Origin of the sequence: Rhizobium sp. WW22 (assembly GCF_047041135.1) — a bacterium.
GTDB lineage: Bacteria > Pseudomonadota > Alphaproteobacteria > Rhizobiales > Rhizobiaceae > Rhizobium.
This window is the reverse complement of sequence record NZ_CP178198.1, coordinates 1,686,524-1,711,859: the sequence shown is the minus strand read 5'-3', so window position 1 is coordinate 1,711,859 and position 25,336 is coordinate 1,686,524. Positions and strand designations below refer to the sequence as shown.

Annotated in this window: 22 protein-coding genes, 2 pseudogenes and 1 riboswitch; of the genes and pseudogenes, 10 read left to right on the top strand and 14 right to left on the bottom strand. The window is 59.7% G+C overall.

The annotated features are described in order from the left end of the window. Window positions 1-28 precede the first annotated feature (28 nt). From ACK83U_RS08515 to ACK83U_RS08485, 7 genes are all read right to left on the bottom strand, one after another. Window positions 29-2,029 carry an ASKHA domain-containing protein gene (locus ACK83U_RS08515; RefSeq protein WP_112605677.1) on the bottom strand — a complete coding sequence of 667 codons (2,001 nt, stop codon included), beginning with the start codon at window positions 2,027-2,029 and terminating at the stop codon, window positions 29-31. 54 nt (window positions 2,030-2,083) lie between these two features. Then, window positions 2,084-2,413 carry a hypothetical protein gene (locus ACK83U_RS08510; protein ID WP_112334602.1) on the bottom strand — a complete coding sequence of 110 codons (330 nt, stop codon included), beginning with the start codon at window positions 2,411-2,413 and terminating at the stop codon, window positions 2,084-2,086. Between the two features lies 1 nt (window position 2,414). Beyond that, on the bottom strand, window positions 2,415-3,380 hold the full coding sequence (locus ACK83U_RS08505; RefSeq protein ID WP_112605452.1) for a methyltetrahydrofolate cobalamin methyltransferase: 966 nt from the start codon (window positions 3,378-3,380) through the stop codon (window positions 2,415-2,417). A gap of 102 nt (window positions 3,381-3,482) precedes the next feature. Beyond that, complete coding sequence (locus ACK83U_RS08500; RefSeq protein ID WP_112605455.1) at window positions 3,483-4,589, bottom strand: methylenetetrahydrofolate reductase; 1,107 nt, start codon at window positions 4,587-4,589, stop codon at window positions 3,483-3,485. Between the two features lie 3 nt (window positions 4,590-4,592). Continuing rightward, complete coding sequence (locus tag ACK83U_RS08495) at window positions 4,593-5,171, bottom strand: methylenetetrahydrofolate reductase C-terminal domain-containing protein (protein ID WP_112334604.1); 579 nt, start codon at window positions 5,169-5,171, stop codon at window positions 4,593-4,595. Further along, window positions 5,164-5,466 (bottom strand): virulence factor, encoded by a 303-nt coding sequence (locus ACK83U_RS08490; protein WP_095435163.1) that lies wholly within the window; start codon window positions 5,464-5,466, stop codon window positions 5,164-5,166. Before ACK83U_RS08490 ends, ACK83U_RS08495 begins: the two co-directional genes overlap by 8 nt. Window positions 5,467-5,702: 236 nt before the next feature. Continuing rightward, entirely contained in the window at window positions 5,703-6,341 is a 639-nt protein-coding gene (locus ACK83U_RS08485; protein ID WP_162708025.1) for a DUF1638 domain-containing protein, read from the bottom strand. A gap of 19 nt (window positions 6,342-6,360) precedes the next feature. Between ACK83U_RS08485 and ACK83U_RS08480 the strand changes: the two genes are divergently transcribed. Next, window positions 6,361-6,519, top strand: coding sequence for an entericidin A/B family lipoprotein (locus ACK83U_RS08480; protein WP_112334606.1), 159 nt, complete (start codon window positions 6,361-6,363; stop codon window positions 6,517-6,519). A gap of 66 nt (window positions 6,520-6,585) precedes the next feature. Here ACK83U_RS08480 and ACK83U_RS08475 read toward each other — a convergent pair whose 3' ends face one another. Further along, complete coding sequence (locus ACK83U_RS08475; protein WP_112334822.1) at window positions 6,586-7,287, bottom strand: corrinoid protein; 702 nt, start codon at window positions 7,285-7,287, stop codon at window positions 6,586-6,588. A 259-nt stretch (window positions 7,288-7,546) separates the two neighbouring features. Here ACK83U_RS08475 and ACK83U_RS08470 point away from each other — a divergent pair. From ACK83U_RS08470 to glf, 6 genes and pseudogenes are all read left to right on the top strand, one after another. Beyond that, window positions 7,547-9,126 (top strand): annotated as a pseudogene (locus ACK83U_RS08470) (trimethylamine methyltransferase family protein). A gap of 101 nt (window positions 9,127-9,227) precedes the next feature. Then, on the top strand, window positions 9,228-9,920 hold the full coding sequence (locus ACK83U_RS08465) for a 4Fe-4S dicluster domain-containing protein (protein WP_112605461.1): 693 nt from the start codon (window positions 9,228-9,230) through the stop codon (window positions 9,918-9,920). A gap of 85 nt (window positions 9,921-10,005) precedes the next feature. Continuing rightward, window positions 10,006-10,734 (top strand): annotated as a pseudogene (locus tag ACK83U_RS08460) (phosphodiester glycosidase family protein). Window positions 10,735-10,889: 155 nt separating this feature from the next. Next, entirely contained in the window at window positions 10,890-11,822 is a 933-nt protein-coding gene (locus ACK83U_RS08455; protein WP_112334609.1) for a hypothetical protein, read from the top strand. A 255-nt stretch (window positions 11,823-12,077) separates the two neighbouring features. Continuing rightward, window positions 12,078-12,878: a hypothetical protein gene (locus ACK83U_RS08450; protein WP_112605464.1), complete on the top strand. Its 801-nt coding sequence runs from the start codon at window positions 12,078-12,080 to the stop codon at window positions 12,876-12,878. A 36-nt stretch (window positions 12,879-12,914) separates the two neighbouring features. Next, window positions 12,915-14,090: a UDP-galactopyranose mutase gene (gene glf, locus ACK83U_RS08445; protein WP_412474819.1), complete on the top strand. Its 1,176-nt coding sequence runs from the start codon at window positions 12,915-12,917 to the stop codon at window positions 14,088-14,090. Between the two features lie 120 nt (window positions 14,091-14,210). On the opposite strand, the gene bmt is transcribed toward glf, so the two are convergent. The 5 genes from bmt to ACK83U_RS08420 all read right to left on the bottom strand — a co-directional run bounded on the left by bmt (window position 14,211) and on the right by ACK83U_RS08420 (window position 19,549). After that, window positions 14,211-15,224 (bottom strand): betaine--homocysteine S-methyltransferase, encoded by a 1,014-nt coding sequence (gene bmt / locus ACK83U_RS08440; RefSeq protein WP_112605467.1) that lies wholly within the window; start codon window positions 15,222-15,224, stop codon window positions 14,211-14,213. Between the two features lie 166 nt (window positions 15,225-15,390). After that, complete coding sequence (locus ACK83U_RS08435; RefSeq protein WP_112605470.1) at window positions 15,391-16,443, bottom strand: quaternary amine ABC transporter ATP-binding protein; 1,053 nt, start codon at window positions 16,441-16,443, stop codon at window positions 15,391-15,393. Continuing rightward, window positions 16,436-17,347 (bottom strand): ABC transporter permease, encoded by a 912-nt coding sequence (locus ACK83U_RS08430; RefSeq protein WP_112334613.1) that lies wholly within the window; start codon window positions 17,345-17,347, stop codon window positions 16,436-16,438. Before ACK83U_RS08430 ends, ACK83U_RS08435 begins: the two co-directional genes overlap by 8 nt. 247 nt (window positions 17,348-17,594) lie before the next feature. After that, window positions 17,595-18,593 (bottom strand): ABC transporter substrate-binding protein, encoded by a 999-nt coding sequence (locus ACK83U_RS08425; RefSeq protein WP_112334614.1) that lies wholly within the window; start codon window positions 18,591-18,593, stop codon window positions 17,595-17,597. Window positions 18,594-19,405: 812 nt separating this feature from the next. Further along, entirely contained in the window at window positions 19,406-19,549 is a 144-nt protein-coding gene (locus ACK83U_RS08420) for a hypothetical protein (protein ID WP_015340209.1), read from the bottom strand. Between the two features lie 235 nt (window positions 19,550-19,784). On the opposite strand from ACK83U_RS08420, the gene ACK83U_RS08415 reads away from it, so the two are divergent. Next, window positions 19,785-21,239, top strand: coding sequence for a cobyric acid synthase (locus tag ACK83U_RS08415; RefSeq protein WP_112605472.1), 1,455 nt, complete (start codon window positions 19,785-19,787; stop codon window positions 21,237-21,239). On the opposite strand, the gene ACK83U_RS08410 is transcribed toward ACK83U_RS08415, so the two are convergent. Beyond that, the gene (locus ACK83U_RS08410) at window positions 21,236-23,032 is read right to left on the bottom strand and encodes a chloride channel protein (RefSeq protein ID WP_112605475.1); all 1,797 of its coding nucleotides are present in this window, start codon (window positions 23,030-23,032) and stop codon (window positions 21,236-21,238) included. The two genes, ACK83U_RS08415 and ACK83U_RS08410, sit on opposite strands and share 4 nt — an antisense overlap. Before the next feature lie 180 nt (window positions 23,033-23,212). Further along, a riboswitch (cobalamin riboswitch) is annotated at window positions 23,213-23,612 on the top strand. A 140-nt stretch (window positions 23,613-23,752) separates the two neighbouring features. Between ACK83U_RS08410 and cobU the strand changes: the two genes are divergently transcribed. Together cobU and cobW are read left to right on the top strand one after the other, a co-directional pair. Next, entirely contained in the window at window positions 23,753-24,277 is a 525-nt protein-coding gene (gene cobU, locus ACK83U_RS08405) for a bifunctional adenosylcobinamide kinase/adenosylcobinamide-phosphate guanylyltransferase (protein WP_112605478.1), read from the top strand. A gap of 5 nt (window positions 24,278-24,282) precedes the next feature. Further along, window positions 24,283-25,332, top strand: coding sequence for a cobalamin biosynthesis protein CobW (gene cobW, locus ACK83U_RS08400; protein WP_112605686.1), 1,050 nt, complete (start codon window positions 24,283-24,285; stop codon window positions 25,330-25,332). Window positions 25,333-25,336: the final 4 nt, after the last annotated feature.

Here is a 25,336-nt window from a genome sequence, read left to right as displayed (position 1 = left end):
CCAACCTTCTCTTGGACAAATTGCTTTCTTACTCGCGGCTGCGGCGACGCCTGCGGCCGCTGCCTTCTCCGCCATCGTCGGAGATCTGCTTGCGCTCGGGCAAAGTCACTACCTTCGAGAGCTCCGGGAAGGCGTCCACTTTGTTCGGCAGCGCCATGGCGTAGACGAAATGCTCCTGAAACTTTGATTCAAGAGCCGTTTCTATCTTCTCGATTTTCCTGACGGTTTCCTCGATCTCGCGACGATGCCCGCGGTTGAGCAGCGCCATGCGCGCACCGGTGCCGGCGGCATTGCCGACCGCTTTTACCTTGTCGAGTTCGCAATCGGGAATGAGCCCCAGCACCATCGCATATTTGGGATCGATGAAGGTGCCGAAGGCGCCGGCGAGGCCGATGCGGTCGACATGATCGATGCTCTGCTTGTCCATCAACAGCTTGACGCCGGCATAAAGCGCTGCCTTGGCAAGCTGGATGGCGCGGATATCGTTCTGGGTGACCGTGATGCGCGGTTCGCCGTCGCGCAGAAGATAGGAGAAGGTGCGGCCATTCTGCAGGATGCGCGGCGAGCGCGCTGCCATCGAGCCATCGACGACGCCATCTTCCGAGATGATGCCGGTCAGGAACATTTCCGCGACGACTTCGATGATGGCCGAGCCGCAGATGCCTGTCACACCGACCTTGGCGGCAGCCTCTTCGAAGCCCGGCTCATCCGACCACTGTTCGATGCCGATGACTCGGTAGCGCGGCTCCAGGGTGGCGGGATCGATGCGCACGCGTTCGATCGCGCCGGGAGCGGCGCGCTGACCGCTGGAAATCTCCGCGCCTTCGAAGGCGGGCCCGGTCGGCGAGGAAGCGGCGACGACGCGATGGCGGTTGCCGAGCACGATTTCCGCATTGGTGCCGATATCGACCAGCAGCATCATTTCATCCTGACGATGCGGCCCTTCGGCAAGTGTCGCGGCAGCCGCATCGGCGCCGACATGGCCGGCGATGCAGGGCAGCATGTAGACGCGTGTGCCGGCATTCATCGGCAGGCCGATCTCGGCCGATTTCAGATGCACTGCCCCGGATACGGCAAGCGCGAAGGGCGCACCGCCGAGTTCCGTCGGGTCGATGCCGAGGAAAAGATGGTGCATGATCGGATTGCCGACGAAGACGGCATTCAAAATATCCTCGCGCGACACACCACCATCAGCGCAGACCTTGTCGATCAAGCCGTTCAAGGCTTCGCGAACGGCGTTGGTCATCGCCGCGCGGCCGTCCGGGTTCATCATCACATAGGAGACGCGGCTCATCAGATCCTCGCCGAAGCGGATCTGCGGGTTGGAGGCGCCGGCCGAAGCGACGGTTCTGCCCGATAGCAGCGACGACAGATGCATGGCGATCGTCGTCGAACCGATATCGCAGGCAATGCCATAGGCCTCGTTCTTCAAGCCCGGATAGAGCGCGATGAGGCGCGGGCGTTCGCTCTCCTGATCGCGATGGATGGCGGCCGTCACCTTCCATTCGCCCTTGCGCAGGATCGACTGCACCTGCGGGATGAGGTGGAAATCCACCTCGAGATTGTCGTATTTCCAGTCGGCCGCGATTGCCGCCTTCAGGCGATCCAGATCACCAAGCGGCTTGTGCATATCGGGCTCCTCGACCTCGACGTAGCACATGTGCACGGCCGGATCGCGGGCTATGACGCGCTCGTCGGCCGCCTTTCGCACCACCTGTGCGTTGATGACGGTATCCTGCGGTACGTCGATGACGAGATCGCCTTGGATGAGGGCGGAGCAGGAGAGCCGGCGGCCTTCGGGCAGGTCGCGCACCTCGGCATAGCGCTTTTCCTTCGGCCCGATCGGCGAAAGATGGTCATTGGCCGAGACGATCTTGTGCTTGGCGAAATTGCCTTCCTGCACGGATACCTGGCAACGCCCGCAGGTGGCACGGCCGCCACAGACACTCTCGACATAGACGCCAAGCTGACGGGCTGCCTCCAGCACGGGCGTTCCCACCGGAAAGTGGCCGCGCTTGCCGGACGGCATGAAAAGGACGAGAGGTTTGGCGCTGTCGCTGGCTTCGGCCACGGATCAGCCTTTCTATTTGCTAAGACGGCGTGCGTTCGAGCGAACGCGCTTGCTATAGGGTTTTATCGCAGCGTGGGTGACCGCATCGACGATGCTGCGCTGGCTTGTCGTGCCCGCGGACGTCAGAGCCGCGAAACCCTGTTGCATCATTGCTGCATTTACGGCAACGGCGCTTTCCGCCGCGGCCATCATCTTTTCGGAAACCATCCGGTTCATTTCGGCGGCATTCACATTGCCGGTCAGCGCGTCCATCCACATCTGCTGCAGCCTGATCGCGATCACGACAGGTGTCTGTAGCCAGAGCGTGGCAAGATCATTGGAAAGGCCGCGACCGGATGACATCTTATTCCCTCGCTGCTCCTGCACCGGCGCGCGCTGCACGACCGCCGCGGCGTCCGCCGCCGGCGGCAGGTGCCGCCGTTGCTGCGGCGGCTGCGACGCCTTCTGCCGGCTTGTAGTCACGATAGGTCATGATCCAGTTGGTGCAATTGGCGTCCGTGCCGTTCAGCACGTTGGCGGCGCGCACGGCTTCCATCTCTTGCGGGCGGCAAGGGTTCATGATCGCCGATGTCATGCCAGCACCAATGACCATCGGGATGAAACCGGCATTGATGCCATGGCGGTGCGGCAGGCCGAAGGAGATGTTGGAAAGGCCGCAGGTGGTGTTCACCTTGAGTTCATTGCGCAGGCGGTGCAGCAGCGCGAAGACTTGGCGACCGGCATCGCCGAGCGCCCCGATCGGCATGACGAGCGGATCGACGACGATGTCATGCGGCTTGATGCCGTGATCCATGGCGCGCTCGACGATCTTCTTGGCGACGGCGAAACGCACGTCCGGATCCATGGAAATCCCGGTCTCGTCGTTAGAGATGGCGACGACGGGCACGTCGTATTTCTTGACCAGCGGCAGGATGGCTTCGAGCTTTTCCTCTTCGCCCGTCACCGAATTGACCAGCGGCCGGCCCTTGGCAACCTTGAGTGCGGCTTCGATGGCCGCCGTGACCGAGCTGTCGATCGAGAGCGGTACATCGACAAGGCCCTGCACGATCTCCAGTGTCTGCACCAGGAGACCCGGTTCGGTCTCGTTCGGATTGACCGAAGTGACGCCCGCATTGACGTCGAGCATGGTCGCACCGGCGGCCACCTGCTCCAGAGCGTCCTTGATGACGGTGTCGAAATTGCCTTCGATCATCTCGGCAGCGAGCTTCTTGCGCCCCGTCGGGTTGATGCGCTCGCCGATCACGCAGAAAGGCTGGTCGAAGCCTATGATGATCTCGCGGGTGGCGGAGGCAACGATGGTACGCGTCATGTCTGATCCTCTGGTCAGTTGGCCCGATAGCTGGTCTATCGTGCGGTGATCTGGGTTACAAGCCGGACGATTCCTCTCCTGGCCCGCCTCTATCTATCGAACTCAATGCGTCTGCGGCTGCGTATGGTGGGCTGCAATTTCCGCCATCGCCTGCTGGTTTTCTTCCCGGCCTTCGCTGATCTGGTGCAGGCGCTCGGCAACCAGGGCATCGGTGCGGCCGGCTTCACGCTTCCAAGGCTGGCGGCCCTTGAGCACGCCTGAATCATGCACCATTTCGGCGACATATTCTTCCTGGCGGTAGGCCATGACGTGGATGCCGGAAACGCCCTCGATCTCCTTCACCTCGTTGATGATGTCGATGCAGAGCTGCTTGCCTTCCTTCTTCTGATCCTGAGCGCCTTCGATACGCTTGATGACTTCGTCGGGAATGTGGACACCCGGTACGTTGGAGCGCATCCAGCGGGCAGTTCTTGCCGATGCGAGCGGGCCGACGCCGACAAGAATGAAGCATTTTTCGGTGAGGCCGAGGTCGCGAACCTTCTTCATGTATTCGCGGAACATCGGCACGTCGTAGCAATACTGGCTCTGGACGAACTGCGCCCCGGCCTCGATCTTCTTCGCCAGCCGGTAGGGTCGGAAATCGTAAGGCGGTGCGAAGGGATTGATGGCGGCGCCAAGAAAGACCTTAGGCGGCGAGGTCAGCTTGCGGCCGGAGAGGAATTTCGCGTTGTCGCGCATGATGCGCACGGTTTCCAGCAACGACATGCAATCGAGATCGAAGACCGGCTTGGCGCCCGGTTGATCGCCGGCTTGTACGCCATCACCGGTCAGGCACATGATGTTGCAAACGCCCATGGCGGCTGCGCCCAGCACGTCGCCCTGGATGGCGATACGGTTCTTGTCGCGGCAGGCGATCTGCATGATGGGCGCATAGCCCATGCGTGTCAGCAGGGCGCAAATCCCCACCGAGGACATATGGCAGTTGGCACCCGAAGCGTCGACGGCGTTGATGCCATCGACCCAACCCTCGAAGATAGCCGCGCGCTCGTAGACGTCTTCGGCATTGGCGCTGTCGGGCGGGTTCAATTCGGCTGTCACGGCGAACTCGCCGCGGCGAAGCACGCGTTCCAGCCGCCCGAGCGAAGAGTGGCCGGGCAGGGGATCGAGCGGCAGATGGACGCCAAGCGGGTTTTCATCGATATGCGACATCGCTCAGGCTTCCTTTTTCGCCGTTTCGCGGGCTGCCGCGGCCTCCGCCGTGACGCGAAGCCACGAAGATGTTTCGCGCAGCGACTGGTTCACGGGCTTCTGCACGTTGAGGATCGCGTCCCCGTGGGTCATGTTCCGCGAGCCATTCCAGGCCTGCACCCAGACGCAGGGCATATCGGGCTCCACCTCGCAATTGCCGTTGGCGCGCACGCCGCCGCAGGGGCCATTGCGCAGCTGCTTCGGACAGTTCATCGGACAGGACATGCCCGTCGATGATAGCGCGCACTGGCCGCACATGCGGCAATCGAACAGGAAGCCCTTCACATTGCGTTCGATGAAGGTGATCGGGCGCTCTACGCGGTCATAGCCGAACGCCTTCCACAGCGGATGAAGCAGGAGGAAGGCGTCGGCGAAGCGACGATAGAACCATTCCAAGAAACGTGAGTGACGCACGGCCCAGAGACGGACCGTGTATTTGCGCCGGGCGCGGCGATTGGGCGAAACTCCCGCAGGCGTATAGGCACCGCTGGCCGCTTTTGCGCCCGCGGCGGCATTGCCGGGCTTCTGAACGGCATCAGCCATTATCGCGGCCTCCGGATTTCACCAGAGCCACCAGCCGCTCGCGATCATAAGCTGCCTCGAGCTCGCTCGCCGCCTTGTCTGCTTCGGCTTCGAGATCGTCCGATACCGGCACCGGGTCCGCCTTGCGCCATTCGGCGAGATAATCGTCAGTTTCAGCGGCACCGGTGCGCATGGCGCACATGTCTATTGCTTCGGTAAAGCGCAACGAAAGCTCGCGTTTTGCCGTCTGCCTGCCCTTTTTGATGATCACCTGGGCCGGAATGTCCCGCCAGTAGACGACAATGCGATCCGCCATGCACAAATCTCCTCTTCACGCCAGAATGCACGCCGGCCGACCTTGGGACTGCACTCGCCACGACGCGCCACATGCCGAAAAGCGACGCGAGATGAAAACCTTGTCTGGAAGTATCGCCAAGGCGCTTTATCCTTTGAAACGGTCGGGTTCGAACTGTGATTGAATGTTCTTCCGTCGTCCAGCATGTCGGCCCAGGCAAAGAGGAGGAAGACAGAAAAGCGACGTAGGTGTCGTAATCAGACGGTCAGCAATTCGCGGGCAAGATCGCCGTACCCGGTGTAGCGATATTCGTAGTCCAGTCCGAGATAGGCGGCGGCTTCCTTCGCCTTTGCCTGCAGCGCCGGATCTTCCTCTTGCGAGAGATAGACCACCTTGCGATAGTTGCCGAAATACATATCGCGCAATTCGGGATGACGGTCCAAACCCAGCGGGACGATGACGAAGGCTTCGAACTGGCGGGCCAGGAAGTCGGTGAGGAAGAACGAGGTGATATCATCGTCACGCGCCGCGAAGGCCTCGTTGCCGGTAAAGAAGGAATAACAATGCGGTCCGGAAAGCCGCTCTATTCCCTCGCGCTCGCAAATCCTGTCAATATCGCCACCGGTGCCGCAATCGGCATAGCCAATGAAGATCTTTTCGAAGCCGCGAGAGCGGGCATCGGCAATCGCTTCTTCCAGGGCTGGTGCGATCTTCTGCGGATAGGAGTGATAGATTGCGGGAAGACAGTGGAGATCGATGTGATCGAGCCCATTTATTCGGCTAAGCGCCAGTATTTCGCGCGCGATTGCGCCGCACGCGATCACATGAACCTTTTGCTTTGTTATACGTTTATCGCCCGGAGGGTTCTTCTCCGCATTTTTTTGATCGATATCCACTCAGAGGGGGTTCCCAATCATGACTGCATCAACACTCACAAAAATTGCAGCGGCCTGCGCCGTTCTCATGGTACTTGCTTCCTGCGCCAATACCATACGCGGCGTGGGCAGAGATACTGCAAACGCGGTCCACGCGACGGAGGACGCTGGTCATACCGTCAAGAAGGCGGCTCAATAGTCAATTTGGGAGGCCGATGCGCCGGCGGCAACCCATTGGTTATCGCCGGCCATCAGTTTCTTGCAATCAGGCGCCGGCAGCCAGGCTGTTGTGCTTGCGCTTCATGAATTCCTTGGCGGTTTCGACCGCCACGGCGGCGTCGCGGCAATAGGCATCGGCGCCTACGGCCTTGCCGAATTCCTCATTCAGCGGCGCACCGCCAACCAGCACGACGTAGTCATCGCGCAGGCCCTTTTCCTTCAGAGTATCGATGACAACCTTCATGTAGGGCATCGTCGTGGTCAGCAGGGCCGACATGCCGAGAATGTCGGGCTGTTCGCGCTCGATGGCGTCGAGATAGTTTTCGACCGGGTTGTTGATGCCGAGGTCGATGACGTCGAAGCCTGCGCCTTCCATCATCATGCCGACAAGGTTCTTGCCGATGTCGTGAATGTCGCCCTTGACGGTGCCGATCACCATTTTGCCGAGCTTCGGCGCGCCGGTCTGCGCCAGAAGCGGACGCAGAATAAACATGCCGGCCTTCATCGCATTGGCGGACAGCAGAACTTCCGGAACGAAGAGAATGCCGTCGCGGAAGTCGATGCCGACGATGCGCATGCCTTCGACCAGCGCTTGGGTCAGAATATCATAGGGCGCCCAGCCACGCTCCAGGAGGATATTGGTGGCTTCCTCGATTTCTTCCTTCAAGCCGTCATACAGGTCGTCATGCATCTGCTGCACGAGCTCTTCGTCAGAAAGTTCCGAGAGAATGATTTCGTCGTCAGACATGCGCTCCATCCCGTTTTCGTGCAATGCATCAGAGACTTGTATAAAACACTGCCGCCATTACGGATAGACCGGAAGGCCGCCAAAACTCTTTTTGAATGCGACGTCGCACGGAACAATCGCGACGGACGAAGAACAGTTGATATTAGCAGCCCATGTCTGTCCTATGCTAATTGCTGGCGCATTAAGGAACGTCCGCTTGGCGGAATCGGGTAGCATGGCGCTTGATAGACGCATCCATGCGCAGGAGTGAGGAAACATCATGGACGATATGATTGAGCAACCGGCTGCAGGCAATGATGGCGGTGGACGGCGTTCGCGCAGCGAGGGCAGGGGTGCGGCAGCCCGGCGTGCTTCGCGCAGCGGCGGTGGGCCGGGTCCTTCGCTCCCCTATATCACCCGCAAGATCGGCGTCTACGAAGTGCTTGACGAAGAGGGCCTGCAGCTCATCGAACGTAACGCCGATACGGTTCTGGAAGAAATCGGCATCGAATTTCGCGATGACGCGGAAGCGCTGGCGCTCTGGAAGGAGGCCGGTGCCGACGTGCGAGGGCAGCGCGTGCACTTTCCGAAGGGACTTTGCCGCGAGCTTCTGAAGACGGCGCCGAAGGAATTTACCTGGCATGCCCGCAACAGCGCACGCAACGCCCATGTCGGCGGCAAGGCGACGATTTTCGCGCCGGTCTACGGCCCGCCCTTCGTGCGCGATCTCGAGGGCAACCGCCGCTATGCGACGATCGAGGATTTTCGCAATTTCGTGAAGCTCGCCTATATGGCGCCGTCGATGCATTCGTCCGGCGGCACGGTGTGCGAGCCTGTCGATATCCCGGTCAACAAGCGCCATCTTGATATGGTCTACAGCCATATCAAATATTCCGACAAGCCGTTCATGGGCTCGGTGACTGCGCCGGAACGTGCTGAAGACACGATCGCAATGGCGAAGATCGTCTTTGGCGACGATTTTGTCGAGAATAATTGCGTAACGCTGAACCTTATCAACGCCAACTCGCCGATGGTGTTCGACGAGACCATGCTCGGCGCTCTGAAAGTTTATGCGCGGCACAACCAGGCTTCGGTCGTTTCGCCCTTCATTCTCTCGGGCGCAATAGCCCGGTGACGGTCGCAGGCACGCTGACACAGATTCTGGCCGAAGTGCTGGCGGGTGCTTCCTTTACGCAGCTGATCCGCAAGGGCTCGCCGGTGCTGTTCGGCACTTTCGCAGCATCGATCTCGATGCAGTCGGGTGCGCCGACCTTCGGCACGCCGGAGCCCTCGCTCGTGTCCTACGGCGCGGCACAGCTCGCCCGCCGCCTCGGTCTGCCGTTCCGTACCGGCGGTTCGCTCTGCGGATCGAAGGTGCCAGATGCACAGGCGGCGCATGAATCCGCCAATACGCTGAACATGACGCTGCTGGCCGGCACGAATTTCGTGCTGCATGCGGCGGGATGGCTCGAAGGGGGGCTCGTTTCCTCCTACGAAAAGTTCATGATCGACCAGGATCAGCTCGGCATGATGCAGAAGATGGCCGAGGGCGTGGATCTCTCGGAGAACGGTCAGGCGCTCGATGCCATCCGCGAAGTCGGCCCGGGTAGCCATTATCTCGGCTGCGGCCACACGCAGGCCAACTTCCAATCCGCCTTCTATCGCTCGGCGCTCGCGGACAACAATTCCTTCGAGCAGTGGGAGATCGAAGGCCAGAAGCGCATCGAACAGCGCGCCAATGCGCTTTGCCGTTCCTGGCTCGATCACTACGAAGCGCCGCCGCTCGATCCGGCGATCGACGAGGCTCTTCTGGCCTATATCCAGACGCGCAAGGACTCCATGCCGGACGCTTTCACCTGAAGAGAGCCCGAGGCCGCCAGGGAGCAAGGCGGTGCGACGCGCGTTGCCGACCTCATCCAGAAGGAAGTCTGGCGGCCGCACTATGAATATAAGGGGCCACGGTGAGCCGCGGCCCTCTCATACTCGAACAGCTTCGTGCGGCGCTCGGCGTCGACGGAGTTTTCGTTCGAGGTATAGTGTCCTTCGGCGACGGCGAGGGGCCGCTATTGGCCGATGGCACGGCGGCGCAAAGCGTGGTCCTGCTTGGCAATATCGGCGGCTCGATCTGGATTCCGTTTTCGCGCTGGTGGCAATTGCCCGAGAATGCCGGCCGGTCCGATCCGCTCGATGACTGGTCGAAGATAGTCATCCGGCCAGTTGCAAGCGACTTGGGTGCCACGGCCTATTTTCCTTCGGATCCGCCTTGGCAGCCGTTCCAGCGATGGGCCATGCAGGCCGAAGGCTTGAAGGCATCGCCGCTCGGTATACTGATCCATCCTGTTTATGGCGTGTGGCACGGCTATCGTGGCGCGTTGGGATTTGCAGATGCCATTGAAAATAACCTCGCACCGGCATTTCCTCAGCATCCATGCGATGTATGCGTTGACAAGCCCTGTGTCACTGCCTGCCCGGTAGCGGCCGTAACGAGAGCGGGCTTTCATGTTCCAAGCTGTCGCTCGCATTTGCGTACGCGGGAAGGGCAGGCCGACTGCATGGTCGGCGGTTGTCTCGCACGCAATGCCTGCCCGATCGGGGCCGGCTATCGTTATCCCGCCGAACAGCTTGCATTCCATATGGCGGCACTCCAGCTTTAGTTCCCGCGTACTCCTTGTTTCGCCGCATTGCGATGCGTTCTAGCGCTTGTGCTATTGATGCGGAGCTATGCGCTTGATTCGATTGATGCTCATCCTTGCCGTTCTTGCCTTTGCCGCCACCGCCTCGGCCGGTGAGGCCTGCCGCAAGGTTCAGCATCTCGGTGACGGCTACACGGTTTGCACCTTCGATCCCGCCCATTACGACGTCCAGATTTTCCAGAATGACCGCAACGGTAAGCCTTATGGCTCGTTCCGGGCGCTGGAAATGGATCTGCGCTAGGAGCGCGTCTATGTGCGCTTTGCGATGAACGGCGGCATGTATCTCGACGATCAATCTCCCGTCGGTCTCTTCATCGAAAACGGACGCGAGGTGAAGGCGATCAACACCAACAAGGGCTGGGGCAATTTCCACCTATTGCCGAACGGGGTTTTCTATGTCGATGGAGGCAGGGCCGGGATCGTGGAGAGCAAAGCCTTCGCTGCTTCCGGCGCCAGGCCATTCTATGCGACACAGTCCGGTCCGATGCTCGTCATCGATGGAAAGCTGCATCCGTCGTTTCTGGCCGATAGCACCAGTCTCAAGACCAGAAACGGTGTCGGAGTCACTATCGACGGGCTCGTCGTGTTCGCGATTTCAGATGGCTCCGTGCGCTTCCACGATTTTGCGACGCTGTTTCGTGACGATCTGAACTGTCCGAATGCCCTGTTTCTCGACGGCAGCATTTCCAGCGTCGACATACCGGAATGGCAAAGGCGCGACAGTCTGTTTCCGCTCGGGCCGATCATCGCGGTGACGCAAATGCTGCCGGGCTAGGGCAGCTCCAATATCGGGCTAGGGCCAGCTCCAATATATAGACAAGAACGCCTTCACGAAGCTCTCCACCGGCTCTCGGTCTCGCAAGGTTTGAGCAAGGCCCATCGCGCAGTTTTCAAGCGAGGGGTTCCAGCGAGTCTTCGAGAAGGATCAACATGCACGCGCAAGCGGAGAAACAGACTGTCGCATCGCATGGCGCGGAACACGCCCTGCCAGCCTTTCCTTTCGGTTGGGAACATCACAAGGATCGGCACTGCATTTGGATCGTCAGCCCAGAGGGCTACGTTCACAGCCGCGCTTTCGAGGATGTTGCCCTCGGCCTTCACTACGCCTTTGCCGAACTCGGTGGTAGCGCGCCTCTGGTTACCAATCCGCGAGATTGGAACGGACGCGTACCGATCGTTTACGGCGCAAATTTGCTGCCCTCTGTCGCGGCGCAATGGCTGCCACCTGAGAGCATCATCGTGAATATGGAGCAGGTCTCGGCTGAAAGCAGTTGGATCAATCATCGATATCTCGGACTGCTCAAGAAATTCGCCGTGCTCGATTACAGCGAGCGCAATCGCCAGGGACTGGCCAGGTTCGGCGTTCCCGCCGAAATTCTCGATGTGGGATACAACAGGCACCTGACGCGTGTGCCCCAAGCGCCGGTGAAGGATATCGACGTTCTCTTTTACGGCTCGGTCAACGAACGCCGCAAGAATGTGCTGGTGGCGCTGCAAGCAAGCGGGCTGAACCTCGTTCATCTGTTCGGTGTCTACGGCACCGAGCGCGACGCTTTCATCGGGCGCTCCAAAATCGTCCTCAACGTGCATCATTTCGACGCCGCGATCTTCGAGATTTGCCGCGTTTCCTTCCTGCTTGCCAATGGCGCCTGCGTCGTCAGCGAGGGCAATATCCACGACCCGGAAGTGGCTGCTTTTGCCGAGGGAATGGCGTTTTGCAATTATGATCGGCTTGTCGAAACCTGCATCGAGCTCGTTCGCGACGACGAGAGACGGTCGGCAATTGCGAGCCGCGGCTTCGGCCTCATGTGCGAGCGCCAGCAGGCGACTATTCTTTCCGCTTTGATGGCGAGGGGCGGCTAGGTTTTTTAGAGCATTTTGGCGGCGAACCGGGCGCCTGTGGCGGGTGGATCGGCAAACGACATGTGAAGGCGGACTGCGACTATGACTGGAAATGAAACGATCTACATCCTCTGCCCACCGAATCATATGACGGGCGGCCCGGAAGCCCTTCACCAACTTTGCGCAAGGCTGACCAAAATCGGGCGCAGCGCGAGGATGGTCTATACCAACGGTTCCGATCACTCCCTGATGCCGTCCCCTGATGGGGAAACCACAATGGTATTTCGGGAATACGAGAATGCCGTTCATCCGCAATATCGGGCCTACGCGACCGAAAGCTCGGACTATATCATCGACAACGAAAACGCGATCGTGGTGTTTCCGGAGATATGGCCGCATCTGATTCCGCTCTTCAAGAAGGCGACTAAAGCCTATTGGTGGCTGAGTTTCGATTACGGCATGCGGCATCTGATGCCGCTGGGCGGCGTACCGTTCCTTCTGGAGAACGACTGCAAGATGCTGTCGCAATCCTCCTATGCCACGGCACAGCTCAGTATTTTGGGCTTCAGCGATGTCTTGCGGATCTCGGATTTTACGACACTGGCGAACAACGTGGCGCCACAGCCGATTCAGCAGCGGCGCGACCTGGTTCTGTTCAACAACAAGGCCGAGGCTTTCGGGCGCCAACTGGCGACCATGTCTCCGCAATATGAATTCAAGATCCTCAGCAACATGTCGCCGACCGAAGTCCATCAAAACATGGCGCAAGCCAAGCTTTACGTCGACTTTGGTCCACATGCCGGCAAGGATCGCATGCCGCGCGAAGCGGCGCTGCTCGGATGCTGCGTGATCACCGGTCGGAACGGCTCGGCCAGCAATTTCGAGGATTTGCCCATTCCGGCCAAATACAAGTTTGGCAATCATCCCCAACGAACGCACGAGATTTCAAGAGCGATCGATGACGTGATCCAGAATTTCCCGGAGAGATTCGAGGACTTCGGTGTCTATCGGCGCTCTATTGCCGTCGAAGAGACAAAGTTCGAATTGGAGGTCTTCAGTGTATTCGGGCAGGTCTGATCGAAAGTTGGCGGCAAGAAGGTTGGTCTCGCGATCATGATCAATTTCGCCGATGTTGACTTGCTTGTGGTTGGCGCCGGTTTTTATGGCGCGACGCTCGCGGAGCGGGTGGCCAACGAGCTGCAGAAGAACGTGCTTCTGATCGACCGCCGGAAACATGTCGGCGGCAATGCCTATAGCGAGTTCGACAGCGAGACCGGTATCGAGGTTCACCGCTACGGCGCGCATCTCTTTCATACGCCGAACGAACTCGTCTGGACCTATCTCAACAGGTTCACCGCATTCACCGACTATAAGCATCGTGTCTATTCGACCTATCGCGATCAAGTCTATTCGATGCCGATCAACCTCGGTACGATCTCGCAATTCTTCAATCGACGCCTTTCGCCCGACCAGGCGAGGGCACTGATTGCGGACCAGGCGGCGGAAATGGCCGGCCGCCATCCGGCCAATCTGGAAGAGAAGGCGATTTCTCTGATCGGCCGGCCCTTGTATGAGGCGTTCATTCGTGGCTATACGGCCAAGCAGTGGCAAACGGATCCGCGTGACCTGCCCGAACACATCATTACGCGCCTGCCGGTCCGCTACACCTTCGACAATCGCTATTTCAACGACAAGTATGAGGGCCTGCCGGTCGACGGGTATACGGCGATTTTCGAGAGGATGCTGAAGCATCCGAAGATCCGAATTGCCCTGGGCGTCGATTTCTTCTCGCTGAAATCAACGCTGCCAGCCGGGCTTCCGATCGTCTATACCGGCCCGATCGACCGCTATTTCGATTATTCCGAAGGCGAGTTGGGCTGGCGCACCATCGACTTTGAGAAGGAGACGCTGAACACCGGCGACTTCCAGGGGATGGCGGTCATGAATTATGCCGATGAAACAATCCCCTACACGCGTATCCTCGAGTTTCGGCATTTCAATCCCGAGCGAAGCTACCAGACCGAAAAGACGGTCGTTGTGCGGGAATATTCACGATCGGCGAAGCGCGTCGATGAACCCTATTATCCAATCGACACGCGTCAGGACAAGGAGATCTTCCTGCGCTATCGCGAGCGGGCCGAGGCGGAGGCGAATGTCCATTTCGGCGGCCGGCTCGGCACCTACCGATATCTCGACATGCACCAAGCCATCGGCGCTGCCTTGAAGGCCTTCGACAGCCGGATTGTTCCGCATTTCACCGAGGGCCGCGCTATCGGCGGTGAAAGATAGGCGATCGCCCGTTACGCGCCGATATTCGGCGCGTAACTGTCGGCAGTGCCGACCAAGGCTCAAGGCAAAAATACCCGATTCGCAGGGGGAAGCTCGGTTGTCGGGCTTTCCTTAAATTGCTTAGGAGCGCCGGCGACGCTCACGCGCCGGAGCGGCGCCGCCTTCGTTGGCCGTCTTGTTGCGCATGGGGCCAATCCGCTCGATGATCGTCTCCAGCGTCGGGCGAGCGCCAGGCACGTAGCTGTCCAGCGCCTCCCGCATGGCGGCCAGATGGCCGCAGGAGGTGCCGCAGCATCCGCCGATGATCTTGGCTCCGGCATCGCGCGCGAGACGGGCATAGTCGGCCATCAGCGGCGGTGTGCCGGAATAATGGATCTCTGCGCCACGATATTCGGGAATGCCGCAATTACCCTTGACGATAACGATGGCGGCCGGGTCTGCCTCCGTCATGTCGAGGAGGCTGGACAGGATATCAGATGCGCCGACGCCGCAATTGGCGCCGACCGCGAGCGGCCCTGCACCGATATCGGTGGCGACGGCATGAATATCCTTCGGGTGTAGGCCCATCATCGTCTTGCCGGCCGTGTCGAACGAGCCGGTATACGTATAGGGCAAGCCGACCTTGGCAGCGGCTTCGGCAGCAGCGCGGATCTCGTCCGGCGAAGACATGGTTTCGATCCAGGCAACATCGGCACCGCCGGCCTGAAGGCCTTCCATCTGCTCGACGAAGGCTGCGACGGCGTCTTCATAGGTCAAGGCGCCGAGCGGCATCAGCAACTCGCCCGTCGGCCCTACCGAGCCGCCGACGATGACCTTGCGGCCGGCCTTGTCGGCAACGGCACGGGCGATCTCGGCCGCCGTCTTATTGAGACTGTGCACGCGATCCTGAGCATGATGAAGCTTGAGGCGATGGCGCGTGCCGCCGAAGGTATTGGTGAGGATGATGTCGGCGCCGGCATCGACGAAATCCTGATGCAGTTTCGTGATCCGGTCGGGATGCTGTTCGTTCCAGAGCTCGGGCGCTTCGCCGGCCTCCAGGCCCATGGCAAAGAGGTTCGTGCCGGTTGCGCCGTCGGCAAGCAGTACGCCTTTTTCGGCAAGCAGATCGGTCAAGGGATTGGTGGCGACGGTCATAGTGTGTCCTCGGATGCGGCGGCTCTAAAGAGTGTCAAATGCAGATATAAACATTTCTTTATGTGAACACAACGACAAGATGGCTGCCCCATATGTCGACGCGGCAACAAGACAGAAAAAGCGCCCCCGTAAGGGCGCTTTGTCACTTGAGATGAAAATCGCGCCGTCAGGCTGCTGCCATTTCTGCCGTGTCGTGTGTCGTGGGCGTGACCATGGCGGCGATGATGCTTTGCAGATCGATCGTGCCGATAGGCTTGCCGCTCGCATCCGTGACGACGGCTCCTGTCTGGCCCGCCTCGGTGATCTGCTTGGCGGCGACTTCCAGCGTCATGTCGCCAGGCACGCGCGTGCCGCTGGGTTCGCCCGAAAGCGGCTTCATGATTGTCTGAGCTTGGATGACGCGACCGCGGTTCACCTCCTTAACAAAGGCCGTGATATAGTCGTCGGCAGGTTGCAGCACGATCTCCTGACCGGTGCCCTGCTGCACGACCTTGCCGTCGCGCAGGATTGCGATCTTATCGCCAAGGCGCAGGGCCTCGTCGAGATCGTGGGTGATGAAGACGACAGTCTTCTTCAACTCCTTCTGCAGATCGAGCAGCACCGTCTGCATATCCACGCGGATCAGCGGATCGAGCGCCGAATAGGCTTCGTCCATTAGCAGGATGTCGGCATCGTTCGTCAGCGCCCGGGCAAGGCCGACGCGTTGCTGCATGCCGCCGGAAAGCTGGTTCGGATAGTGCCTTTCGAACCCTCTCAGTCCGACGCGTTCGATCCAATACTGACCCTTCTTTTCGCTTTCGGAGCGCGGCACGCCCTGGATATCCAGGCCGTAGATCGTATTCTCGATCACCGTGCGGTGCGGCAGCAGTGCAAATTTCTGGAATACCATCGCCGTTCTGTGGCGGCGGAATTCGCGCAGGTCGTTTTCGTTCATCTTGCAAACGTCGACGCCGTCATAGAGCACTTCGCCGGCGGTCGGCTCGATCAGGCGGTTGATGTGACGGATCAGCGTCGATTTGCCCGAGCCGGAAAGGCCCATGACGACGGTGATGGCGCCGGCCGGCATGTCGATGTTGATATCCTGCAGGCCGAGCACATGACCATGCGTCTCGTTGAGTTCGGCTTTACCCAAGCCGTTCTTGACCTGGTCGACATAGTCGCGTCCGCGAGGGCCGAAAATCTTGTAGAGGTTTTTTATCTGGATCGCGTGACTAGCCATGGATGACCTCCGAGTGCTTCTGGAGCCGTCTGCCATAGGCTTGGCTCGTTCGGTCGAAAATGATGGCGATGGCGACCAGTGCGAAACCGTTGAGGAAACCGACGGTGAAGAACTGATTGTTGATCGCCTGCAGCGTATTTCGGCCGAGCCCGCCGACGCCGACCATGGAGGCGACGACGACCATAGCGAGCGACATCATGATGGTCTGGTTGATGCCGGCCATGATGGTGGGCAGTGCGAGCGGGATCTGCACGTTGAACAGCTTCTGGCGATGCGACGACCCGAAAGCGTCGGCGGCTTCCAGCACTTCCTTGTCCACGAGGCGGATGCCGAGATTGGTCAGGCGGATCATCGGTGGGACGGCATAGATGACGACGGCGATAAGACCCGGCACCTTGCCGATGCCGAAGATGACGACGACCGGGATCAGATAAACGAAGCTCGGCATGGTCTGCATGACATCGAGGATCGGATTGACGATCGATTGCAGCCGGTCTGAGCGCGCCATCAATATGCCGATCGGCAGGCCAATGACGATGGCGATCAGCGTACAGACCGTTACCATCGCGAGCGTGATCATCGTGTCGGTCCAGAGGCCGCAGACGCCGATGAGGATCATGGAGATCGCGGTGCCGGCAACAATTTTCAGGTTGCGGCTTGCTGCATAGACGACGAGCATCATCACGATGAGCACGATGAACCAGGGCGTATTGGTAAATGCCCATTCGAGATAGTTCAGAAACCATTGCAGCGGCTGCACGATGGCATCGATGAGAGTGCCGTAGGCGCGTACGGACGCCCTGAAGCCGTCGTCGATATTCTTGCGCGCGAGGCGTATGAGCGATTCATCTATTGCCGGAAAGTTGCAGAGCACATTCGGCAGGATCGTACACTGAATAGCCATGTATTTCCCCTTCTTGGTCCGGTTTTGTCCCGCTCCGCCCGTGTGGCCTTCACGTGCGGATGGCTTGCAGCGCTGCGACCGGTTCTTCAGGCTGCCCTTGCATTCTTACTATATTCGCCACCATCAATCTGCACTCGTTGCGACCTTGTGCCGAGCCGCACTGTCGGTATGAGCGTCGTTTGAGGTGTTCTGCGCGAATATGAAATCGGCGGCAGGCACGAGGCCACCGCCGATTCAGCAACATGGATCAGAGCGATGCCTTGATCTTGGTGGCGACGTCCGGAGCGACCCACTTGGTCCACATATCGGGGTAGGTCTTGAGGAAGTACTTGGCGCCGTCCTCGTTCGTACCCTGATTGTCGGTCATCCAGGCGAGAACCTTGCCGACCGTGGCGTTATCCCACTTGCGGGTCTTCATGTAGTCCATGGCGATGCCGGCCTTTGCGGCAAAGTCCTTGGTCACGACGGTATAGACGTCCGAAACCGGATAGGAGTTCACCTTCGGATTGGCGCAATCCTGCTGCGACGTGCAGGCATCCCAATCCTTCTTGTCATGCGGCACGTTGAAGCTCAGGCGAACCATCTCGTACTTGCCGAGGATGGCTGTCGGAGCCCAATAGTAACCGAGCCAGCCGGTCTTCTTTTCGAAGGCATTGGCGATCGAACCGTCGAGACCTGCGGCGGAGCCGGTATCGACAAGCGTGAAGCCGAGCTTGTCGGCGCCAAGAGCCTTGTAGAGGTTGGTCGTGGAGATCTGGCAGTTCCAACCTGCCGGGCAGTCATAGACGGCACCCTTGGACGGATCTTCGGGCGCAGGGAAGAGTTCGGGATGCTTGAGGGCGTCCTGAACGGTCTTGATGTCCGGATGGGCGTCGGCGAGGAACTTCGGAATCCACCAGCCTTCGACGCCGCCGTCGCTCAGAAGCGGTGCGGCCACAATCAAGCGGCCCTCGGATACGGCCTTGTCGAGCGCGGTGCGCACAGCGTTTACCCAAAGCTCTGGTGCGACGTCAGGCTGACCTTTTTCGTTCATGGAGGCAAAGGTCGGCTGTGTATCGCCGGTTACCAGAGTGACATTGCAGCCGTAACCGTTCTGCAGGATGATCTTGTCGACCTGCGCGGCGACGCCTGCGGATGCCCAGTTCATTTCAGCAATGGATACACTGCCGCAATCCGCAGCGTGCGCCGAGCCAGCCAAAGCATAGGCGCCGAATGCGAAGATGGCTGAAGCGAGAAGCTTCTTCATTGATATCGTCTCCCAATTTTTCGTTACGTTGCGGAAATCGACCCTAATGCGTTCGATTTCTGTCGATCCCCTGTCAGCGCGGTCCAATTGCAACCGTTCATACGCCGCTGACGACGCCCGTACGGTCCCCTTTGCTGCCGTCGTGCATCTGGTCTTTTTGCGACCGCTGAACTTTATCGCGGCCGGGCATTCTTTGCATCGACATCAGGCAGCGTAAGGATTTGGATGAAGAAATCAACAGCCGGTCGTCCGATGGACGTTATCGTGTCTCTTGGAGAAGCTTAATTAAGCGCCTGAATTAGCCTATTTTCTGCCATTCATGGCTGTAAAACGTCCATCACATGGCTTGCTCAAAGCTTTGCCACCCAGGCGGATTTGAATGGTGCTCAAATATCGTGTCCCTGGAAGACGTTTTATATCTCATTTGCGTCGTTTGCGATTTCTCAACGCAAAGCGGAAAATTTTCAAAAAATTTTCAGATTCACTCTAATTTAAGCACTTAATAACCCTCCAGTAACGATGTCGGTTTATCAATCGATGCGTGGCGGGGGACAACCGCTGCTTCCCTGGATCAGGTATAGCGTACCGGGGAATGCGAACCTTGCGGTGTATGTGCAGGGAAGCCGGCGTTTTTGGCAAACCGTGTCGATCTCTGGATCGCGCGGTTTTCGCGCTTTAAAGAGCGCCGTTACAAGACAGTTTTCTGTGTGAGAGCGGCAATCCGCTCCGATCCCGACATTGAGCAAAAATATAGCCGCCGATGCTATCGCATGGCGGCTTCTCGTGTGTTGGACTGGCGGCTTGACGCGCTATCAGCCGACATTATACGTGCGGATGAAGCCCACCGTGCCGAAGCGCGTATCGAGCTGCTGCAGCCGGCTCTCGGGGCGGTGAGCCGGAAGCTTGCCGTTCCAGGCGATCTGGATGGAATTCTGTCTGTTGAAGATGAAAAGCATTGGGGTATCCTCCGACCCGGACCGGCCGGTTTCGTTGTTTGTTTTCACGATGCAGATAGTCCTCTTCCGCGTAACTCACAATGGATGAAATCGTCATCCAATGTCGCAAAAAGAGCATGTCGGACGATGATGCATTTTTGTATCGTGTCGGTGGGCTCCGAGGGACGGAGATCGCGGCAAAATCAAGGCAGAATCCAGCGTTTTCAGTGGCTGTAGCATATCAAGGTGGTGAGGAATGACGAGAGCGATCATGCTGCAGGGAACCGGCTCCGATGTCGGAAAAACGGTATTAGTCGCGGGCTTGTGTCGGCTGTTCGCAAACCGGGGCGTGAGAGTGCGCCCGTTCAAGCCACAGAACATGTCGAACAATGCCGCCGTTGCCGAAGATGGCGGCGAAATCGGACGCGCCCAGTGGCTGCAGTCGCTGGCGTCGCGCGTTCCCTCATCTGTTCATATGAATCCGGTGTTGTTGAAGCCGCAATCGGAAACCGGCAGCCAGATCATCGTGCAGGGCAAGGTCTGGGGCCAAGCCAAGGGCCGGGACTATCAGGCGCTCAAGCCGCAATTGCTCGGCGCGGTGCTCGAAAGCTTCGCCACGATGCGGGCGGGGACTGATCTCGTCATCGTCGAGGGGGCGGGTTCGCCTGCCGAGATCAATCTGCGGCGCGGCGACATCGCCAATATGGGCTTTGCGACACGCGCCAATGTCCCCGTCGTGCTGGTCGGCGACATAGACCGCGGCGGCGTGATCGCGTCGCTGGTCGGCACGTACCATATCTTGCCGGAGGAAGATCGGCGGATGATCCGCGGCTATCTGATCAATAAGTTCCGTGGCGATGTCTCCCTCTTCGCTGAGGGTATCGAGGCAATTGGTAGCTTCACGGGGTGGCACTGCCATGGTGTCGTCCCCTGGCTGAAGGCGGCGGCGCGCCTGCCGGCGGAGGATTCGGTCGTATTGGAGCGACTTGCTCGGGGTTCCTCTGGCGCGCTCAAGGTCGCCGTACCCGTGCTGTCGCGCATCGCCAATTTCGACGACCTCGATCCGCTGCGGGCCGAACCGGATGTCGATTTGGTGTTCGTCCGCGCTGGAGAGCGCTTGCCTGCCGATGCAGCGCTCGTGGTGCTGCCGGGTTCGAAGTCTACGATCGGTGATCTCCTTGATCTGCGCGAGCAGGGGTGGGACCGCGATATAGCCGCGCATGTTCGCCGCGGCGGCCGCGTCATCGGCATTTGCGGCGGCTACCAGATGCTCGGCCACATGGTCCATGATCCACTTGGCATCGAAGGATCGGTGACCGAGACGCCGGGATTGGGCCTGTTGGATATCGAGACGGAGATGGCGCCGGAAAAGACCGTGCGCAACAGCACTGCCGTCTCCAAAGAGTATGATGTGCCGTTATCGGGCTATGAAATCCATCTCGGCGTGACGCGGGGCCGGGACTGCGAACGGCCATCGGCCATGATCGACGGGCGGCCTGATGGAGCCGTATCACCGGATGGTCGCATCATGGGCACATATCTGCATGGCCTTTTCAGCAGTGACAGCTATCGGGCAAAGTTGCTGGCAAGCTTCGGCCTTTCCGGCGAGCGCATGAACTATCGCGCCAGCGTCGACGCGGCTTTGGACGAAGTTGCAGCAGAGCTGGAAGCTGTGCTCGATCCCGCCTGGCTCGACGGTCTGGTCGCCTAGAGTTCGCCGGAGACTTCCCGGCGGCGGCGGTCGAGTTCTTCGCTGTAGCGACGCAGCGTATAGCTCTCCGTCAGCAGGCCGATGACCTTGCGTTCGATGAGGTCGTTGACGACGACGAGCGCTTCGCTCTTCGTCTGCTCGAACATGGCTGCTGCCTGCTTGGCGTTCATTTGCGGCTGCAAAAATTCATTGCGCAGCTGGATGAAATCGGAAAGACCGTGTTCCTCGTCATCCTTTTCGACGGGGCTCGCATAGACGTCGGGTACGAGAACCAATCCGGAATATTTTTCGTTCTTGTCAACCAGGATGACCCGCTGCGCCGAGCCGATCGGGAAATTCCTGCGGAATTCCTCGATGCTCATGTCGATGCTGGCCGTATGCACATCGGGGCGCATCATGCGGGCGACGGTCAGGTTGCGGATCCAGCCGACATCGTGAGCGCTGCGGATGCTCTCGCCGCGCAAATGGAAGCGCCACGTGGCGAAGGAGTAGCCGAAGGTCGTGCGCACCACCAGCGAGGAGGTGATGACCGCCGCCAGAACCAGGGCGGTGATCGGGAAATCCCCGGTGATTTCGAGCGCCAGGAAGGTCATGGTCAGCGGCCCGCCAATGATCGCGACGGCAAGCGAGCTCATGCCGACGACTGCGTAGACGGCCGGCGTCAGCGTGGCGTGATCGAAATAAGGTGCGCAATAAGCGAAGATCTTACCGAGCAGCGCACCCATGAACAGCGACGCAAAGAAGAGACCGCCTCTGAAGCCGGAGCCGATCGAGACCGCTGATGCCAGGGACTTCAGGATGAAGACGCCGATAAGTGCACTCAGCGTCACATCGGCCGATAGGTTAAGATGCAGGGCGCCGTGGCCGGCAGACAGAACCTGTGGCGAGATCAACGCTAGTGTTCCCACCACCAAGCCGCCAAGCGCAGGGCGGAAAGGCGGCGCGATCGAGCTTTTGCGCGCCAGTTCCTCGACCCATGCGACGCCCTGCATGATCAGGATGCCGATACCGGCGCAGAAGGCGCCGAGTAGGATGGCCGGAAGATAATCCGCCGGCACGATCGCCCCGAAGTGATCGATATCGATGGCAAAGTCGTCGCCGGCAAGCAATCTTGCGATCATGGTCGAGATCAGCGCCGAAACGACGACGGGTGTCAGCGTCACGATCGAATAGCTGCCGATGATCAGCTCGAAGGCGTAGAAGGCGCCGGTGAGCGGCGCGTTGAACGCAGCGGCGATGGCGCCGGCCGCGCCGCAGCCGACGAGCATGCGCAGGTCTGCGCGGCGCATCTGCATCTTGTAGCCGAATTTGGAGGCGATGCCGGCGGCAATCTGCGTGTAGCCGGCCTCAAGTCCGACAGAGGCGCCGAATCCATTCGAGATCAGGTTCTGCACGGCAACGATGATACTGTCGGTGAGCGACATGCGACCGCCGTGCAGCGCATTGGCTTCGATCGGGTCGACCATCGGCTTTTTGCGTGTGCGGGACAATATGTAGAGCAGTATGCCGAGAATGATGCCACCTGCGATCGGTGCGATGAACACTACCGATTTGTCCCGAATTGCCATTGCCGCCGAACTCAAGCGTTCGTAGTCGGTTATGCCATAGATGACGCTGTGAAGTTTGCGCGAGATATAGCTCATCGCCGTGACCGCACAGCCGGATACTATGCCTACCAGCGCTCCGGCGAAGACAAGTCCCAATTCGCCACGGCGCAGCAATGCCCTGAAGCGACCGAGATCGAATAGGGCCGAGAAGACGCCGAGGCGTCGCGGTTGGAATTTCTGCAGCATGGGAAACGGACGATACGTTTTACTCGAATGTGAGAGCTTACCCTCTATAAACTCCTAACATCAAAGAAATACGGCAAAAAAGCCGCTGGTTTCATGAGAATTTTCCGCCGATTTCGCAATCGGGACGGCGCAGGTCGCATCCATGCCCTTGATTGACTTGAGGTAAGTGAAAGCCTAATCATTGCCGGCATAACGAATGGTTCCTGAGCGGCGATCTGCCGCATGGGATGAAAAGGGAATGTGAAGGGACGGACCCAATCCGGGCGTTCTCATCACAGCCGACCCCGCGACTGTAGAGCGGTCAGGGTCTTTCATTCGGTTCGAAGCCTGTTCTGTTGATGGTTCGCATGGGGCGAACGGGGCGGGACAGGCTCAAGTCGAAAAAGCCACTGGCGTGGCATCATGATTAACCGGGGCTGGACGCCTCTTATTCTACGAATCGTCCGCCTTTTCATGATGCATTGCCGGGAAGGCGAGAAAGACCCGCTTGTGCACGATTGGGGGCGACCGGTTTCGGTCTGCCCCCGTCGCGGCGCCTTATCCGCGAGCCAGGAGACCTGCCATGCGTGCCGGGCACAGAGCCTGTTCTGGGACGTAAGTTCCGCTGCCAGCACGGAGGTTGTCATGGCGCAAGACGAGTTTTCGGCGTGTAGGCGCCCGTCTTCCGGTTCCAGCGATGTGCTGCAGACCCTCGATTCCGCGTGGGAGCGGGCATAGCGTATGTCGTTTTCGACTTCCCGAGCAGTCTTCGTCCTTGGGGGCGCGCGTTCCGGCAAATCCAGGTTTGCCGAATCCCTGGTTTCGGACACGGGTCTTGAACGTCACTATGTGGCGACAGGGCAGGCATGGGATGACGAGATGCGCGAGCGCATCGCAAAGCATCGTGCCGACCGCGGCGATCTCTGGCAGACGCATGAGGAGCCGATCGATCTTGTCGGTCAGCTTGCCGCCATCGATGCCGAGGGGCGAGCCGTGCTTGTCGACTGCCTGACGCTATGGGTCACCAATTTGATGATGGCCGAGCGTGACATGGCGGCGGAATTTGCCGCCCTGACCGCCTTTCTGCCGACCGCACGATCGAGGCTCGTTCTCGTCTCCAACGAGGTGGGCTTGGGAATCGTGCCGGAAAATCGCATGGCGCGCGCGTTTCGCGATCATGCCGGCCGTCTGCACCAAATGGTCGCAGCGGCGAGTGCCGAAGTTTATTTTATCGCAGCGGGCCTGCCGCTGAAAATGAAGGGTTGATGCATATGAACCAGGAAAAGATTCCCGCCACCGTCATCACCGGCTTCCTCGGAGCCGGCAAGACGACGATGATCCGCAACCTCCTGCAGAATGCCGGCGGCAAGAAGATCGCGCTCATCATCAACGAATTCGGCGATCTCGGTGTCGATGGCGACGTGCTGAAGGGCTGCGGCGCGGAGAACTGCACCGAAGACGATATCATCGAGCTGACCAATGGCTGCATCTGCTGCACCGTGGCCGACGATTTCATCCCCACGATGACGAAGCTTCTAGAGCGCGATGCGCGCCCGGATCACATCGTCATCGAAACGTCAGGCCTTGCTCTGCCGCAGCCGCTGGTCGCTGCCTTCAACTGGCCCGACATCCGCACCCACGTCACCGTCGACGGCGTCATCACCGTCGTCGATAGCGCCGCCGTCGCCGCCGGCCGTTTCGCCGACGACCACGACGCCGTCGAGGCTGCCCGCGTCGAGGATGATTCGCTCGACCACGAAAGCCCCATCGAGGAGCTTTTTGAAGACCAACTGACCTGCGCAGATCTGATCGTGCTCAACAAGACCGACCTGATCGATATCGACGGTCTCGGCCGTGTCCGCGCCGAAGTTGCCTCACGCACCAGCCGCAAGCCGACGATCATCGAAGCGAAGAACGGCGATGTGCCGGCCGCCATCCTGCTCGGCCTCGGAATCGGCACGGAAGACGATATTGTCAACCGCAAATCCCATCACGAGCTGGAGCATGAGGACGGCACGCCGCACGATCACGACGAGTTCGACAGCTTCGTCGTCGAACTTGGCCCGATCGCCGATCCGGTGGCTTTCGTCGATGCGCTGAAGGGCGTGATTGCGGAGCATGACGTGCTGCGCCTCAAGGGCTTTGTCGATGTCCCCGGCAAGCCCATGCGCCTGCAGGTGCAGGCCGTCGGCAGCCGCATCGACACCTATTTCGATCGCGCCTGGACACCGGGCGAAGCCCGCGCGACCCGGCTCGTGGTGATCGGTCTGCACGAGATGGACGAGACGATCGTGCGCAAGGCGATTGAGGCGCTGGCCTAAGGGA

Bases quoted from the DNA above. Each gene is read 5' to 3' on its own strand.
- ACK83U_RS08410 (WP_112605475.1), bottom strand. From the start codon at position 23,032: ATGCTGCAGAAATTCCAACCGCGACGCCTCGGCGTCTTCTCGGCCCTA.
- glf (WP_412474819.1), top strand. From the start codon at position 12,915: ATGATCAATTTCGCCGATGTTGACTTGCTTGTGGTTGGCGCCGGTTTT.
- ACK83U_RS08515 (WP_112605677.1), bottom strand. From the start codon at position 2,029: ATGCCGTCCGGCAAGCGCGGCCACTTTCCGGTGGGAACGCCCGTGCTG.
- ACK83U_RS08480 (WP_112334606.1), top strand. From the start codon at position 6,361: ATGACTGCATCAACACTCACAAAAATTGCAGCGGCCTGCGCCGTTCTC.
- bmt (WP_112605467.1), bottom strand. From the start codon at position 15,224: ATGACCGTCGCCACCAATCCCTTGACCGATCTGCTTGCCGAAAAAGGC.
- ACK83U_RS08495 (WP_112334604.1), bottom strand. From the start codon at position 5,171: ATGGCTGATGCCGTTCAGAAGCCCGGCAATGCCGCCGCGGGCGCAAAA.
- ACK83U_RS08450 (WP_112605464.1), top strand. From the start codon at position 12,078: ATGGTATTTCGGGAATACGAGAATGCCGTTCATCCGCAATATCGGGCC.
- ACK83U_RS08415 (WP_112605472.1), top strand. From the start codon at position 19,785: ATGACGAGAGCGATCATGCTGCAGGGAACCGGCTCCGATGTCGGAAAA.
- ACK83U_RS08435 (WP_112605470.1), bottom strand. From the start codon at position 16,443: ATGGCTAGTCACGCGATCCAGATAAAAAACCTCTACAAGATTTTCGGC.
- cobU (WP_112605478.1), top strand. From the start codon at position 23,753: ATGTCGTTTTCGACTTCCCGAGCAGTCTTCGTCCTTGGGGGCGCGCGT.
- ACK83U_RS08455 (WP_112334609.1), top strand. From the start codon at position 10,890: ATGCACGCGCAAGCGGAGAAACAGACTGTCGCATCGCATGGCGCGGAA.
- ACK83U_RS08430 (WP_112334613.1), bottom strand. From the start codon at position 17,347: ATGGCTATTCAGTGTACGATCCTGCCGAATGTGCTCTGCAACTTTCCG.
- cobW (WP_112605686.1), top strand. From the start codon at position 24,283: ATGAACCAGGAAAAGATTCCCGCCACCGTCATCACCGGCTTCCTCGGA.
- ACK83U_RS08425 (WP_112334614.1), bottom strand. From the start codon at position 18,593: ATGAAGAAGCTTCTCGCTTCAGCCATCTTCGCATTCGGCGCCTATGCT.
- ACK83U_RS08510 (WP_112334602.1), bottom strand. From the start codon at position 2,413: ATGTCATCCGGTCGCGGCCTTTCCAATGATCTTGCCACGCTCTGGCTA.
- ACK83U_RS08500 (WP_112605455.1), bottom strand. From the start codon at position 4,589: ATGTCGCATATCGATGAAAACCCGCTTGGCGTCCATCTGCCGCTCGAT.
- ACK83U_RS08420 (WP_015340209.1), bottom strand. From the start codon at position 19,549: ATGCTTTTCATCTTCAACAGACAGAATTCCATCCAGATCGCCTGGAAC.
- ACK83U_RS08505 (WP_112605452.1), bottom strand. From the start codon at position 3,380: ATGACGCGTACCATCGTTGCCTCCGCCACCCGCGAGATCATCATAGGC.
- ACK83U_RS08490 (WP_095435163.1), bottom strand. From the start codon at position 5,466: ATGGCGGATCGCATTGTCGTCTACTGGCGGGACATTCCGGCCCAGGTG.
- ACK83U_RS08475 (WP_112334822.1), bottom strand. From the start codon at position 7,287: ATGTCTGACGACGAAATCATTCTCTCGGAACTTTCTGACGAAGAGCTC.